The 13,699-nt window shown below is 71.2% G+C and carries 13 protein-coding genes and 2 tRNA genes; 10 read left to right on the top strand and 5 right to left on the bottom strand.

Annotation, left to right across the window (positions count from 1 at the left end):
* Positions 1-30 precede the first annotated feature (30 nt).
* Complete coding sequence (locus AB0M93_RS32375) at positions 31-273, top strand: DUF2283 domain-containing protein (protein WP_364280431.1); 243 nt, start codon at positions 31-33, stop codon at positions 271-273.
* 25 nt (positions 274-298) lie between these two features.
* Here the strand turns inward: AB0M93_RS32375 and AB0M93_RS32380 are convergent, their stop codons facing one another.
* Complete coding sequence (locus AB0M93_RS32380) at positions 299-445, bottom strand: hypothetical protein (protein WP_364280434.1); 147 nt, start codon at positions 443-445, stop codon at positions 299-301.
* Positions 446-519: 74 nt separating this feature from the next.
* Here AB0M93_RS32380 and AB0M93_RS32385 point away from each other — a divergent pair, with 74 nt between their 5' ends.
* A complete protein-coding gene (locus tag AB0M93_RS32385) occupies positions 520-1,170 on the top strand; it encodes a DUF4230 domain-containing protein (RefSeq protein WP_364280436.1) in 651 nt (216 codons plus the stop codon).
* Positions 1,171-1,197: 27 nt separating this feature from the next.
* Here AB0M93_RS32385 and AB0M93_RS32390 read toward each other — a convergent pair whose 3' ends face one another.
* Positions 1,198-1,539, bottom strand: a complete 342-nt coding sequence (locus AB0M93_RS32390) for a hypothetical protein (protein ID WP_364280439.1) — start codon at positions 1,537-1,539, stop codon at positions 1,198-1,200.
* A gap of 444 nt (positions 1,540-1,983) precedes the next feature.
* A tRNA-Pro gene (locus AB0M93_RS32395) sits at positions 1,984-2,057 on the bottom strand.
* 79 nt (positions 2,058-2,136) lie between these two features.
* Between AB0M93_RS32395 and AB0M93_RS32400 the strand changes: the two genes are divergently transcribed.
* Positions 2,137-2,207, top strand: a tRNA-Gly gene (locus AB0M93_RS32400).
* On the opposite strand, the gene AB0M93_RS32405 is transcribed toward AB0M93_RS32400, so the two are convergent.
* The gene (locus AB0M93_RS32405) at positions 2,162-6,847 is read right to left on the bottom strand and encodes a HAMP domain-containing protein (RefSeq protein ID WP_364280473.1); all 4,686 of its coding nucleotides are present in this window, start codon (positions 6,845-6,847) and stop codon (positions 2,162-2,164) included. The genes AB0M93_RS32400 and AB0M93_RS32405 overlap by 46 nt on opposite strands.
* Positions 6,848-6,986: 139 nt before the next feature.
* Between AB0M93_RS32405 and AB0M93_RS32410 the strand changes: the two genes are divergently transcribed.
* The 3 genes from AB0M93_RS32410 to AB0M93_RS32420 all read left to right on the top strand — a co-directional run bounded on the left by AB0M93_RS32410 (position 6,987) and on the right by AB0M93_RS32420 (position 9,524).
* A complete protein-coding gene (locus tag AB0M93_RS32410) occupies positions 6,987-8,540 on the top strand; it encodes a SpoIIE family protein phosphatase (RefSeq protein ID WP_364280441.1) in 1,554 nt (517 codons plus the stop codon).
* An 86-nt stretch (positions 8,541-8,626) separates the two neighbouring features.
* On the top strand, positions 8,627-9,169 hold the full coding sequence (locus AB0M93_RS32415) for a type 1 glutamine amidotransferase domain-containing protein (protein ID WP_364280444.1): 543 nt from the start codon (positions 8,627-8,629) through the stop codon (positions 9,167-9,169).
* A 190-nt stretch (positions 9,170-9,359) separates the two neighbouring features.
* Positions 9,360-9,524: a hypothetical protein gene (locus AB0M93_RS32420; protein WP_158226860.1), complete on the top strand. Its 165-nt coding sequence runs from the start codon at positions 9,360-9,362 to the stop codon at positions 9,522-9,524.
* A 57-nt stretch (positions 9,525-9,581) separates the two neighbouring features.
* Here AB0M93_RS32420 and AB0M93_RS32425 read toward each other — a convergent pair whose 3' ends face one another.
* A complete protein-coding gene (locus tag AB0M93_RS32425; RefSeq protein ID WP_364280447.1) occupies positions 9,582-9,992 on the bottom strand; it encodes a hypothetical protein in 411 nt (136 codons plus the stop codon).
* 155 nt (positions 9,993-10,147) lie between these two features.
* On the opposite strand from AB0M93_RS32425, the gene AB0M93_RS32430 reads away from it, so the two are divergent.
* The 4 genes from AB0M93_RS32430 (at position 10,148) to AB0M93_RS32445 (ending at position 13,623) form a co-directional block, all read left to right on the top strand.
* Positions 10,148-10,573, top strand: coding sequence for a helix-turn-helix domain-containing protein (locus tag AB0M93_RS32430; protein WP_364280450.1), 426 nt, complete (start codon positions 10,148-10,150; stop codon positions 10,571-10,573).
* Positions 10,570-11,424 carry an alpha/beta fold hydrolase gene (locus tag AB0M93_RS32435; protein ID WP_364280453.1) on the top strand — a complete coding sequence of 285 codons (855 nt, stop codon included), beginning with the start codon at positions 10,570-10,572 and terminating at the stop codon, positions 11,422-11,424. Before AB0M93_RS32430 ends, AB0M93_RS32435 begins: the two co-directional genes overlap by 4 nt.
* A gap of 113 nt (positions 11,425-11,537) precedes the next feature.
* Positions 11,538-12,641, top strand: coding sequence for a hypothetical protein (locus tag AB0M93_RS32440; RefSeq protein ID WP_364280456.1), 1,104 nt, complete (start codon positions 11,538-11,540; stop codon positions 12,639-12,641).
* A 142-nt stretch (positions 12,642-12,783) separates the two neighbouring features.
* Positions 12,784-13,623, top strand: a complete 840-nt coding sequence (locus AB0M93_RS32445) for an SAM-dependent methyltransferase (RefSeq protein WP_364280459.1) — start codon at positions 12,784-12,786, stop codon at positions 13,621-13,623.
* Positions 13,624-13,699: the final 76 nt, after the last annotated feature.

Raw genomic sequence — 13,699 nt, forward strand, 5'->3', positions numbered from 1 at the left:
CGGCGGTCGAATTCAAGGAGTGCGTGGGCCATGGCAGTCATGAAGGTGACCTACGACCGGCAAGCCGATGCGGCATACATCTACTTCACCGACCCCCAGGTGGAGACCAAGGTGGCCAGGATGTACGCCTGTGATCCCGTCGATGTCGGCGGAATGATCAACCTGGACTTCGACGAAGTCGGCCGGGTCCTGGGTGTCGAGGTGCTGGGCGCGGGTTCCAAGCTGCCGCGGTACCTTCTCGACGCGGCGGAGCGAATCGACGTCGACAGCTGAACGGTCCTCAGCTTGACGCGCAAGCTCACGCGGCGGAGGTGAACCGGTCCGCGCGCCAAGCCGCCACGGGCGCGCCGAGCTTGGTGCCCTTGCGGTAGCCGCCGAAGATCAGGCCCAGCAGGACGACGATCAGGACGGCCAGCAGGATCCACAGCCACACGGACTTGCGCACGACGTCTCCCCTCGGAGCCCGAGCACACCGTACCGCTCGATTGGCCCGGCGGCCGGCTGGGTATTCCTCCCGGTATGGGTGCTTGGGGCAAGCGGCTCGTCGCGTTGGCTGCGGCTGTGGTGGTGCTGATCGCCGCGGTACTGGTCGCATCGGCGGTGCACCTGTTACCCCAGTTGCGCAATCCGTTCGCCGAGAAGACCGAGGAACACTCCGGTCCGGTCCTGCTGCAGTCGATCGTCGAGCTCTCCCGCTACGAGGCGGCGAGCGGTTCGTTCCAGGTGGTGGTCGACATCAAGACCGGTTCCATCCTGCCGAGCTTCCTCCAGGGCAGCGACACGCTGTTCATCGGAGTCGGCACGGACAACGCCTTCGTCGACTTCTCCCGGTTGAAGGGCAACGCGGTCCAGGTCTCCGACGACCGCCAATCCGCAACGATCACCCTGGGCCACGCCCAGCTGGAGCCGGCGACCCTGGACGTGCACGAGTCCTATGTGTACGCACAGCAGCAGGGATTGTTCACGCGCATCAGCGATTTCCTCAGCGGCAACCCGAATTCCCAGCAGGCGTTGTACGAGCTGGCCCAGAAGCAGATCCAAGCGGCGGCGGCGAAGAGCTCACTGATCACCGACGCCGAGCGCAACACCCGCACGATGCTGACCGGGTTGCTGCAGTCGCTGGGCTTCAAGAACATCACCGTCAAGTACGCCGACAGCAACCCTGGCTGACCGGCTCCCGAGCCGCGTCGGGTGAGGCTAGTTCCAGTACATGACAACGGTGGTGTTGCCGGGCACGCTTCCGTACGAGTCGCACGGGTCGGTGCGTCGCTGCACCTTGTACCGGTATGCCTCCCAGGGGTTTCCTTCCCACACGTAGGTCGTGTCGATGAAGGCGCATACGGAATACACGTGCTCGACGTGGATCGACCGGACACTGGACTGCGGGAAGCAGAACGTCCCGTCGTCGCTGAGCACCTCGAACGAGCAGTCCTGCGCGGACGCCGGCTTGGCGACGGCAGCGGAAGCCGGAACGGCCGTGGCGGCCACCAGGGCTGTCGCCCCCAGTGCGGCCGTGGTGAGTTTCCGGAGCAGAGTCATCTTGGGTCCCCTTTTTCGTCGAGTGGCGGCATTTCGTCCCGGAACGGAAGCGATCCTGCGCGCGGTCTCGCCGGCTTCTTGTGGTCTTTCGCGACGCGGATCCCATGGTGGCGTTGCTCCGGTGCGGTCACCAGGTCACGGACCGGCCACCTGTGGCCGGTGGTGCACCACCGTCGAGTGGGCGGATTCGCCGGTGTCATCGCGGGGTCCGGAGGCATCGGCAAGACCCTGGCCGGTCACGCAGGGGCACGCGAACACCGCCCCCGGCCGTCCTCCGGCCCGGCGAGGCCCGCGGCTGCTTGCCACGCTGCAGGAGCCGGCACGAGGACTCGGTTGCGCATGTCCGCACCGTCAAATAGGAGGGTCACCAAGCGCCCTGCCAGCCCCCAGCCCGCATCGGCCGACACGAAAAAAGGGCTGGACCCGCAGGTCCAGCCCTCGCCGTCGGGATGACAGGATTTGAACCTGCGACCCTCCGCTCCCAAAGCGGATGCGCTACCAAGCTGCGCCACATCCCGGGCCACCCCCAGGGGGGTGTGTGATCAGCCTAGCGGGTCACGCTAAGCTAGCGATGCACCCGGGTCCTTCCGGGGGCACGCGGGTGTAGCTCAATGGTAGAGCCCTAGTCTTCCAAACTAGCTACGCGGGTTCGATTCCCGTCACCCGCTCCGAGATCGGCCGAGCCGGCGTCGCGGGTTGAAGCGGCGTCGGCCTCGAGCTTTGCTGCTATCACGTCCAGGAGCTTGTCCGTGTCCACCGGCTTCGTGATGTAGTCGTCCGCGCCGCTGGCCAGGGTTCGGGCTCGGTCCTCGGCCGTGGCCTTGGCTGTGACCGCGATCACCGGCAGGTCCGCGTTCGCCGCCTCGGCGCGGATTGCCGCGATCGTGGCGTTTCCGTCCAGCTCCGGCATCATCACGTCCATCAGGACCAGCGCCGTGTCCTCGTTGCGCTCCAAGGCCCGGATGCCGTCGACGCCCGTCTCCGCGTAGATCACCTCCAGGCCCGCCTGCTCCAGGACCGCTGCCAGCGCGAACACGTTGCGGAGGTCGTCGTCGACGATCAGGACCTTCTCGCCGTGGAAGCGCTTCGGCTGCACGTCGGGGGCCGCCACCAGGACCGTGCTGGGCACCGCGGGCAGGCGGGGGGAGGACAACGCCGTCACGGCCGGGTCCACCAGGTTGGCCGCCGCCACCGGGAGGTACAGCGTGAACGTCGAACCGACCCCCGGCTCGCTCACCACCCGCAGCTCGCCGCCCAGGAGCTCGGTCAGCTGCTGGCTGATGTTCAGGCCCAGGCCCGTGCCGCCGTACTTGCGGCTCGTCGTGCCGTCCGCCTGGCGGAACGCCTCGAAGATGACCGCCAGCTTCTCCTCCGGGATCCCGATCCCGGTGTCCTCGACCGCGAACGCGATGATGCCCGGTGCGTTCCGCAGCGCCTCCTGCTCCACCTCCGCCGGGTCCGCCGCCCGGATGTGCAGGCGGACGCCGCCCTCGTCGGTGAACTTCGCCGCGTTCGACAGCAGGTTCCGGAGGATCTGCTGCAGCCGGTGCTCGTCCGTGTGGACGCTGCCCGGCACTGGCGGGTCGATGTGGACGGCGAACTCCAGACCCTTGTCCGCCGTCAGCGGGCGGCACAGCGACTCGACGTAGTCCACCAGCTCCGGCAGCGTGATGTCGGACATCTGCATGTCCAGCCGGCCCGCCTCGACCTTCGCCAGGTCCAGGATGTCGTTGATCAGCTGCTGCAGGTCCGAGCCGGCCGCGTAGATCGTCTTCGCGAACTGGATCTGCTTCTCCGTCAGGTTCCCTTCCGGGTTCTCCGACAGCAGCTTCGCCAGGATCAACGCGCTGTTCAGCGGCGTCCGCAGCTCGTGCGACATGTTCGCCATGAACTCGGTCTTGTACTGCGACGCCACCGTCAGCTGCCCGGCGCGCTCCTCCAGCTCCTGGCGCGCCTGCTCGATCTCGCTGTTCTTGACCTCGATGTCGCGGTTCTGCTGGGCCAGCAGCGCCGCCTTCTCGGCCAGCTCGGTGTTGGACCGCCGCAGCTCGCCCTGCTGGGCCTGCAGCTGCTCCGAGCGCGCCCGCAGCTCCTGCGCCAGCCGCTGCGACTCCGTCAGCAGCGCTTCCGTGCGCGAGTTCGACAGGATCGTGTTCACGTTGACGCCGATCGTGTGCCGCAGCTGCTCCAGCAGGTCCTGGTGGACCGTGCTGAACTCGTTCACCGAGGCCAGCTCCAGCACCCCGAGCACCTCGCCCTGGAACAGCACCGGCAGCACGATCACGTTCACCGGCGCCACCGAGCCGAGGCCGGACGACACCAGCGCGTACTCCGGCGGGGCGTTGTGGACCAGGATCGTGCGCTGGTCGACCGCGGCCTGGCCGATCAGCGACTCGCCCATCGCGAACCGCAGGCCGGCGCGGGACTGCGCCAGCCCGTAGGCCGCGATGCACTCCAGCACCGTGCCGTCGCGGTCGTCGTCGCGGGCCAGGAAGAACGCGCCCTGCTGCGCGCGCACCAGCGGGGCCAGCTCGGACAGGATCAGCGCCGCCACCGACGCCAGGTCGCGGTGCCCCTGCATCCGCCCCGACAGCTGCGCGAGGTTCGTCTTCAGCCAGTCCTGCTCGCGGTTGGTCCTCGTCGTCTCCTTGAGGTTCGCGATCATCTGGTTGATGTTGTCCTTGAGGTCGGCGACCTCGCCGGACGCGTCGACCGTGATGTGCCGGGTCAGGTCGCCGGCCGTCACCGCCGTCGCCACCTGGGCGATCGCGCGGACCTGCGTGGTCAGGTTCCCGGCCAGCTGGTTCACGCTCTCGGTGAGCCGCTGCCAGGTGCCCGACACGCCGTCGACCTCGGCCTGGCCGCCCAGCTTGCCCTCGGTGCCGACCTCGCGCGCCACGCGCGTGACCTCGGAGGCGAACGCCGAGAGCTGGTCGACCATCGTGTTCATGGTCGTCTTGAGCTCGAGAATTTCGCCGCGGGCGTCGACGTCGATCTTCTTCGTCAGGTCGCCCTTCGCGACCGCGGTGGTGACCTGCGAGATGTTGCGCACCTGGCTGGTCAGGTTGTGCGCCATGAAGTTGACGTTCTCGGTCAGGTCCTTCCAGGTCCCGGCGACGCCGGGGACGCGGGCCTGGCCGCCGAGGATGCCTTCGGTGCCGACTTCGCGGGCGACGCGGGTGACCTCGTCGGCGAACGCGCGCAGCGTCTCGACCATCCCGTTCAGCGTCTCGGCCAGCGCCGCGACCTCGCCCTGGGCCTCGATCCGGATCTTCTTCGACAGGTCGCCGTTGGCCACCGCGCTCGCCACCGTGGCGATGTTGCGGACCTGGTCGGTCAGGTTGTCGGCCATGACGTTGACGTTGTCGGTGAGGTCCTTCCACGTGCCCGCGACGCCGCGGACGCGGGCCTGGCCGCCGAGGATGCCTTCGGTGCCGACTTCGCGCGCCACTCGGGTGACTTCGTCCGCGAACGCGGACAGCTGGTCCACCATCGTGTTCAGCGTCGTCTTCAGCTCGAGGATCTCGCCGCGGGCGTCGACGGTGATCTTCTGCGTCAGGTCGCCCTTCGCGACCGCCGCCGTCACCTGGGCGATGTTCCGGACCTGGTCGGTCAGGTTGTTCGCCATCGAGTTGACGTTGTCGGTCAGGTCCTTCCACGTTCCGGCGACGCCGGGCACGGCGGCCTGGCCGCCGAGCTTGCCCTCGGTACCGACCTCGCGCGCCACTCGGGTGACTTCGTCGGCGAACGCGGACAGCTGGTCCACCATCGTGTTCAGCGTGTTCTTGAGTTCCAGGATCTCGCCGCGGGCATCGACCGCGATCTTCTGCGTCAGGTCGCCGCGGGCCACGGCCGTCGCGACCTGGGCGATGTTGCGCACCTGGGTGGTCAGGTTGTTCGCCATGAAGTTCACCGAGCCGGTGAGGTCCCGCCAGGTGCCCGCGACGCCGGGGACCTGCGCCTGCCCGCCCAGCTGGCCCTCGGTGCCGACCTCGCGCGCCACTCGGGTGACTTCGTCGGCGAAGGCGGACAGCTGGTCCACCATCGTGTTCATGGTCGTCTTCAGCTCGAAGAACTCGCCCCGGGCGTCGACGGTGATCTTCTGGGTCAGGTCGCCCTTCGCCACGGCCGTGGTCACGTGCGAGATGTTGCGGACCTGGTCGGTCAGGTTGTCGGCCATCTGGTTGACCGAGTCGGTGAGGCTGCGCCACGTCCCGGCCGCGCCGGCCACTTCGGCCTGGCCGCCCAGCTTGCCCTCGCTGCCGACCTCGCGCGCCACCCGGGTGACTTCGCCGGCGAACGCCGAGAGCTGGTCGACCATCGTGTTCAGCGTGTTCTTCAGCTGCAGGATCTCGCCGCGGGCGTCGACGTCGATCTTCTTCGTCAGGTCGCCGTTGGCCACCGCGGTCGCCACCTGCGAGATCCCGCGGACCTGGTCGGTCAGGTTGTCGGCCATCAGGTTGACCGAGTCGGTGAGGTCGCGCCACGTCCCGGCGACGCCGGGCACCTGGGCCTGGCCGCCGAGCTTGCCGTCCGAACCGACCTCGCGGGAGACGCGGGTGACCTCGTCGGCGAAGGCCGAGAGCTGGTCGACCATCGTGTTGATGGTGTTCTTGAGCTCGAGGATCTCGCCGCGGGCGTCGACGTTGATCTTCTGGGTCAGGTCGCCGCGGGCGACGGCGGTGGTGACCTGGGCGATGTTGCGGACCTGCTCGGTGAGGTTGTCGGCCATGAAGTTGACCGAGTCGGTCAGGTCGCGCCAGGTGCCCGACACGCCCGGGACGACGGCTTGGCCGCCGAGACGTCCCTCACCCGCGATCTCGCGGGAGAGCCTCGTCACTTCGGCGGCGAAGCGCGACAGCTGCGCGATGAGGCCGTTGACCGTCTTCGCCAGCGTGGCGTACGCGCCCTGCAGCGGGCGGCCGTCGAGGGTCAGCGTCATCGGCTGGGACAGGTCGCCGTCGGCGACGCCGCCGAGCACGCGCTCCAGCTCGATCGCCGGCCGGGTGAGGTCCTCGACCAGGCCGTTGACGGCGTCGACGGCGGTGGTCCAGCCGCCGGGGCCGACCTGGCCTTCGAGCCGTTCGCTGAGCCGGCCTTCCTGCCCGACCGCCGCGCGCACCCGCAGCAGCTCGCTGACCAGCCGCTGGTTGCGCTCGGCGATGTCGTTGAACGCCACGGCGAGCTGCGCCGAGATGCCGTCGCCGTGCGGGACGAGCCGCCGGCGGAAGTTGCCGTCCCCGAGATCCCGCACCGCCACGAGCACCCGCTCCAGCGCGGCCGCTTCGCTCTGGGATTCCGTTGTCATGTGTGCCGACCCTCTCCACCACGCATGCGCCAGCCATGGTCGTCGACCCAGCGTGCCATGCTTCGCCCTACACTTCGAGCCAGCCCGCCCGCTCACGAGGTAGCCGTGCGACAGCAGTCCGGAGGCAGGAGGTCCGTGCATGGTGTCACGTCCGGCCCCGGCGTCGGCGGCCCTGCCACCGATGACCGGTGACGGCGGGCCGCCGGCCTTCGACGCCTTCGCGCGGGCCGTCCTCGAAGACGTCCACGACGCGGTGTTCGTGCAGGACACCGGCGGGGTGCTGCGCTGGTCGAACCCGGCGGCGCGGGCGCTGGCCGGCGACGCCGAGCCGCAGCTGCACGCGATCACCGAGAGCTCCGGGCACGTCGAGGTGGCGGGCCACCGGCGCCCGGCCCGGATCCGCGCGCTGCCCGGCGGCTGGCACGCCTGGACCGTCCCGGCCGAGGACGTCCCGCAGCGGCACGTGGGCGAGTTCCTGGCCGAGGCCGGCCCCCGGCTGGCGGCCGCGCGCGGCCGCCACGGCACCGCACGGGTGATCGCCGAACTGGCCGCGTCCGCGCTGGCCGAGACCGTCTTCGTGCTGCTGCCGACCACCCGCGGCCGGTGGGAGTGGTGGAGCTGCGAACGCCCGGCCGCGCCGGGCCACGGCCGGATCCGGCGGGTGCCGGCCCAGGTCGCGCCGGTGCTGGCGGCGACGTTCGGTGCCACCGGGCCGCCCCAGCCGGCCCCGGTGCCCGCGGCCGAGGTCGCCACCCTGCCGTCGGTGGTCGCCGACCGGTTCGCCGGGCACGCCGACGTCTCGGTCGTCTCGCTCGGGCCGAGCGCGAGCGCCGGGGTCACCGGCGCCCTGCTGCTGGGCCGCCGCGGCGACCCGGAGTTCGGTGCCGAGCAGGCGCGCGCGGTGACCGGGTTCGCGCACGCGGCGGGGACGGCCCTGGCCAACGCCCAGCGCTACGCCCGCCAGGAAGAGGCGACCCGCGGCCTGGAGACGACGCTGCGCCCGGTCGACCCGCCGGAGCTCGACGGCGCCCGGTTCGAGACCTGGTACGAGCCGGCGGCCGGGGTCCTCGCGGTCGGCGGCGACTTCTTCGACGTCCTCGACCACGGCGACGGCAGCGCGTTCCTGGTGCTCGGCGACGTCTGCGGCAAGGGGCCCGAGGCCGCCGCGCTCACCGGCCGGGTCCGGCACGCGCTGACCGCGCTCGCCATGGTCGAACGCGACGGCCGCACGCTGCTGCGGCTGCTCAACGAACTGCTCATCGCCGGCGGCAGTAGCCGGTTCGCCACCCTGGTGCTCGGCACGGCCCGGCCGTCGGACGGGGGCGTCGGCCTGACGCTGGCCTCCGGCGGCCACCCGGCGCCGCTGATCGTCCGCCGCTCCGGTGTGGTCGAGGAGGTGACCGTCCCGGGCACGCTGGTCGGCATCTCGCCGCAGGCCCGGTTCGCCGAGGCCGAGGCGCGGCTGGAGCGCGGTGACGTCTGCCTGCTCTACACCGACGGCATCACCGAGGCCCGCAACCGTCACGACCCGACGGAGCTCTTCGGCGACGACCGGCTGCGCGCGGTGCTCACGACCGCGGCCGGCGAGCCGGCGCGCGAGGTCGTCCGGCGGCTGCGCCAGGCCGTGCGCGACTGGCTCGGCAGCTCGGCGCACGACGACATCGCCGTGCTCGCCATCGAGTGTGCGAACTGATTCCTCTGTCCTAAATGGACTTGGTTTGATGCTCCGGCCAGGGGGTAATTATCCCCGTGCAATCGGTTTTCCGACGGAGGAGCCCCATGGCGAACGCACTGCAAGGACGCCGGGTCGCGATCCTGGCCGCGGACGGCGTCGAACAGGTCGAACTGGAGAAGCCGCGCCAGGCCGTGCTCGACGAGGGCGCGACGGTCGAGCTGGTGTCCCTGGACACCGGCGAAATCCAGGCGATGAACGGCGACATCGACAAGGGCGACCGGTTCGCGGTGGACCGGAAGGTCGCCGACGTCGAGGTCGGCGACTTCGACGCGCTGCTGCTGCCCGGCGGCACGATGAACCCCGACAACCTGCGCACGGACCCCGCCGCGGTCAAGTTCGCCGGCGACTTCGTGCGCGCCGGCAAGCCGGTCGGGGTGATCTGCCACGGTCCGTGGACGCTGGTCGAAGCGGATGTCGTGCGAGGCCGCACGCTGACCTCGTACCCGAGCATCCGGACGGATCTGCGTAACGCTGGTGCCACCGTGGTCGACGAAGAAGTAGTAGTGGACAACGGACTGGTTTCCAGCCGGAACCCGGACGACCTGCCGGCCTTCTGCCGGACGGTCGTGAAGGAGTTCGCGGGCTGACCCGCCTTTTTTCGGGGGTCCGGGTGGCGGAGCCCCCGGCTCGGGGCGAAGCCCCGGGCAGGTGCTGTCCTTTGTGGACGTTCACCCGTTCGTGTCTGTTAAGTCCCGCTTAAATCTGTTGGCGTTCGGCGCTGCGGCGGAGGACGCTGAAGGTGTGACGAGGATCGCCCGTGGAGAGGAGGTGGACGCGATGACTGTGCACGCAAGGCGCTACGGCCGCTGGTGCCGTGAGCACTTCGACGCGATCGCCGCCGAGGGCGTTCCCGCACCCCGGGGCGGCGAGCCGGCCGGCCAGGCCCTGCCCGAACCCGAGCCGGAGCCCGTTCAGCCGGCTGCCGAACAGCCCCAGCGCTGACCGAGATCACGAAGAAGGCCTCCCCGACCGCGTCGGGGAGGCCTTCTTCGCGCAGGGTCAGCGGTAGCTGCGCCGGTACCAGACCCGCCGCGGGCCGGGGATGCCGATGCGCGTGATGACGTCGGTCAGGATGGCGCCGAAGACGAGCCACAGGACGGCGGCCAGGCCGTCGTTGAGGAACGTCCGCAGCCCCGCCGAGTCCGGCGTGAAGAGGTTCCGCAGGCCGAGCGACACGCCCGCCGACCACTCCGAAATCAGGTGCGCGAAGCCGTTCGCCGAGTTCGCCCCGCCCAGCACCAGCACGATGTGCACGGCCAGGACCAGCGCGAACACCGCGCAGACGAGGTGGATGAGGGCGTTGACCGTGCGCACGACCCGGATGCGCGGGTGGGTGCGCTCCACGATCTCTTCGGTGGGGGCGGGCTCGTACGGCGTTCCGTACGGCTCCGGGGGCGGGGGATACGGCATCGTCGGCGCCGTCCTTTCGACTGTCCGATGTGGACGTATCTGGGCGAACAGGAACAACGCTGTGGAATACCCGTCACCCGGGCGAGCGAACCCTGTGTTCCGAAAACTTCCCTTTGCATCGGCGTGATAGGGTAGTTTGCGGAATAGGGAGGGTCATGGCGCAGGACGTCTTCTCCGTCGAGCAGGTCGCCGCGAAGCTCGGCCTGCACGTCCGGACGGTCCGGAACTACGTGCGGGACGGGCGGTTGAAGGCGGTCCGGATCGGCAAGCAGTACCGGATCACCGCCGCCGACCTCGAGGCGTTCACCGGCCTGCCGGTCGCCGAGCGGGCCGCGGCGCCGGCGGCCGAGCTGTCCGGGGTCGTCGAGCTCGCCGGCGTCGACCGGGCGGCCGCCGACCGGATTTCCACCATGGTCGTGGCCTCGGTGAACGGGGCGCGGGACGCCGGTGAGCGGCCCCTGCGCGTCGAGACCATCTACGACGGGGAGCGCGCCACGATGAAGATCATCGTGCTCGGTGATCTGGCCGCCGGCGCCGACCTGCTGCGCTGGGTCGCCTCGGTCGCGGAGAACCTGGCGTGACCGCGATCTACCGCTCGCCGTCCGGGGCGGCCGCGGTCCGCGAACGCTACGACGCGCTGCTCGGCCGCTGGCCCGTGCCGTGCGAGCAGCGCACGCTGGCGACCCGGCTGGGGGACACCTTCGCCGTGGTGTCCGGCCCGGCGGACGCGCCGCCGGTGGTCGCGCTGCAGGGCTCCGGCGGCACCGCCGCGCACTGGCTCCCGGACATCGCCACGCTCGCCGGGCGGCTGCGGGTGCACGCCGTCGACGCGCCCGGCGAGCCGGGCCGGACGGCCGAGGTCCGGCCCCCGCTCGGATCGCCCGCCTACGCCGAGTGGCTCGACGACGTCCTCGACGCGCTCGGACTGCCCCGCGCGGCGTTCCTCGGCACGTCGCTGGGCGGCTGGTGGGCGCTGGACTACGCCCTCCGCCGTCCCGCGCGGGTGGACGCGCTCGCGCTGGTCAACCCGTCCGGGATCGGCCGGCGCCGGGTCGCGCCGATCGTCCGGTTCGCCGCCTACCGCCTGTGCGGTGCCTGGGGACGCCGCCGAGCGCTGGCCATGGTCGCAGCGGGCAGCCCGCCCGACCCGGCCCGGCGCGCGATCGGCGAGTTCACCCTGGCGACGTTCGAGCACTTCAAACCACGGCTGGGGGCGATCCCGGTGTTCCCGGCCGAGCGCCTGCGCGAACTGGCGATGCCGGTGCAGGCCCAGTTCGGCGCCCGGGACGTGCTGCTCGACCAGCGGGACGCGGCGGCGAGGCTGCGGGAGGCTCTTCCGGACGCCGATGTCCGGTTGGCCGAAGATGCGGGGCACTTCCTGCCTGGCTGGGCCGGGGCCGCGGCGGAGTTCCTGAGCCGGGGACGAGCGTGAGCCGGTTCGGTCCCCCGGTTGGCGGTTGCCCAGGCGAAACCGGCCCACAGCGCTGAGCCGCGCGGGGCAACTGCGGGCCGAGCGGGCAACCCCGCCCCGCACGGGACGTCCAGGTGATCATGAGAACTCCCCGGCGCGGTGCGCTGCTGGTGTCCGTCCTCGCCCTCCTGGCTGCGTCCGCCTCGCCCGCGGCCGCCGCAACCGCCGTCCCGAACGGCTTCCGGCCCGCGTCGACCAGCTGGACCGGTCCCGGCACCGGCTACGTCCTCGGGTACTCGCCGTGCGGCGGGTCGTGGTGCCCGGCGCTGCTCGGCACCGCCGATGGCGGACAGCACTGGCGGCGGCTGGGGGCGCCGCCCGTGCCGCTGCCGGACAACCACAACCACGTCGCCCTGACGGCCGTCGGCGACCGGGTCGCCTACGTCAGCGACGGTGTCCACCTGCGCGCGACCCGCGACGGCGGGGCCACCTGGCGGCCGGTCACCCTGGTCGGGGCGCGGGAGCCGTACTTCCTTTCCAAGATCGCCGAAACCGGCGGGCGCGTCTTCGCCATGCTGACCACCTACGGCGAGGGCCGCGGCTCCACCCTGCTGTACTCGGCGGCCGCCGGGGCGCCGGCGCTGGCGCCCGTGCCCGGGTTCGCCGTCACCGGTGGGCTCACCTACGGCGACCTGGCCGTCGGCGGCGGTCTGCAGGTCGCGCTCGGCGCCGACTACGGCACCGAGAAGTACTGGACCTCGCGCGACGGCGTCCGGTTCACCCCGGCCGGCCCGCCGTGCCCGGACGGGGAGGTCGCCTCGCTCGCCGGCGTCCGGGACCGGCAGGTCGTGGCGCTGTGCAGCAGCAGCCCCGGCACGCCGCAGCCCGGCTCGACCGAGCGGCGGCTGCGGCACGCGCCGCAGCTCGGCGGGACGTTCAGCGAGACCGGCGCCGCGCCGTTCACCGGCATCAACCAAGGCTTCGCCGCCGCCTCGCCGGCGTCGGCGACGGTCGCGGCCATGGGCGGCGGCGTCGGATTCCTGCACAGCACGGCCGACGGCGGCCGCACCTGGACGACGCTCCGGTTGTCCGAACGCGGCCTCGCTCTGTCCGATCTCGACTTCCCCGGCCGCGGCACCGGCGTCGTCGTCGACGGCCAGCCGGACGCCGACGGTGGCTCCGCCGTGTACCGGACCACGGATGGGGGACGCACCTGGCGGGAACTGCGTTTCGGGTAGTTATCCCTGGCAGGCAAGGCCCTTGCGCCCGGTTCACTTGATGAACCGCATGTCGTAGGCTGAGCACTGTCCGTTGCCGGACACGGCAGGCGAAGCCCGGGGCAGGAGCGTCGCCGGCCACCGACGAGTGGGAGAGCAGCCGATGACGCCTGGCGACCTGCGGTCCGGAACCGAGGGCGGTGCGGCCGCGCTCGATTTCAGCAAGGCGAGCCTGGCCCGGCTGTCCGACGCCCTCCTCGGCGGCCACGACCACTACGAGGTCGACCGCGAAGCGATGCGGCGGTTGCTGGCCATCGCGCCCGATTCCCGCGCGATGGCCAAGGAACACCGGGACTGGCTGGTGCGCGCGGTGCGGTTCCTCGCCGGCAAACGCGGCATCGACCAGTTCCTCGACCTCGGTTCCGGCATGCCGACGGCGGAGAACACGCACGAGGTGGCGCAGCGGTACAACCCGGACGCGCAGGTCGTGTACGTCGACAACGACCCGGTGGTGCTGGTGCACGGCCGGGCGCTGCTCGAAGAGAACTACCTGACCCACGTGACGGGCGCCGACCTGACGCGCCCGGCCGACACGCTCGGCGACGAGGTCGTCAAGGAGTACCTCGACTTCTCGCGGCCGGTGGCCCTGATCCTGACCTCGATCGTGCACCACATCGACGACTACGAGCGCGCGCGGGCGATCGTCGCGGAGTACGTCGCCGCGCTCGCGCCCGGGTCGTTCCTGCTGCTCACGCACAACTTCGACCCGGAAGAGGACTCCCCGCGCCAGGAGCTGGCGCGGCTGCTGGAGACCAGCTTCCAGGGCACCGGGCTGGGCAGCGTCTTCCGCACGCGCGAGCAGATCGCCGGGTTCTTCGAAGGCACCGAGCTGCTCCGGCCGGGGCTGGTCTACCTGCACGAGTGGTGGCCGGACGGCCCCCGGCTGCACCAGCTGGGCGAGCTGAACTTCCTGACCCTCGGCGGGGTCGCCCGCAAGCCGTGAGGTCTGCCGCGGCCGGTCGTGAGTGTTCAGGGGGGGGGGTTGTCAAGACGAGGAGCGCAAGCGGGGGGGGGGGGGT

Source organism: Amycolatopsis sp. NPDC051102 (assembly GCF_040682815.1).
Lineage (GTDB): Bacteria > Actinomycetota > Actinomycetes > Mycobacteriales > Pseudonocardiaceae > Amycolatopsis.

Coding starts and splice junctions, on each gene's coding strand:
- AB0M93_RS32375 (WP_364280431.1), top strand. CDS start 31: ATGGCAGTCATGAAGGTGACCTACGACCGGCAAGCCGATGCGGCATAC.
- AB0M93_RS32385 (WP_364280436.1), top strand. CDS start 520: ATGGGTGCTTGGGGCAAGCGGCTCGTCGCGTTGGCTGCGGCTGTGGTG.
- AB0M93_RS32390 (WP_364280439.1), bottom strand. CDS start 1,539: ATGACTCTGCTCCGGAAACTCACCACGGCCGCACTGGGGGCGACAGCC.
- AB0M93_RS32405 (WP_364280473.1), bottom strand. CDS start 6,847: ATGACAACGGAATCCCAGAGCGAAGCGGCCGCGCTGGAGCGGGTGCTC.
- AB0M93_RS32410 (WP_364280441.1), top strand. CDS start 6,987: ATGGTGTCACGTCCGGCCCCGGCGTCGGCGGCCCTGCCACCGATGACC.
- AB0M93_RS32415 (WP_364280444.1), top strand. CDS start 8,627: ATGGCGAACGCACTGCAAGGACGCCGGGTCGCGATCCTGGCCGCGGAC.
- AB0M93_RS32420 (WP_158226860.1), top strand. CDS start 9,360: ATGACTGTGCACGCAAGGCGCTACGGCCGCTGGTGCCGTGAGCACTTC.
- AB0M93_RS32425 (WP_364280447.1), bottom strand. CDS start 9,992: ATGCCGTATCCCCCGCCCCCGGAGCCGTACGGAACGCCGTACGAGCCC.
- AB0M93_RS32430 (WP_364280450.1), top strand. CDS start 10,148: ATGGCGCAGGACGTCTTCTCCGTCGAGCAGGTCGCCGCGAAGCTCGGC.
- AB0M93_RS32445 (WP_364280459.1), top strand. CDS start 12,784: ATGACGCCTGGCGACCTGCGGTCCGGAACCGAGGGCGGTGCGGCCGCG.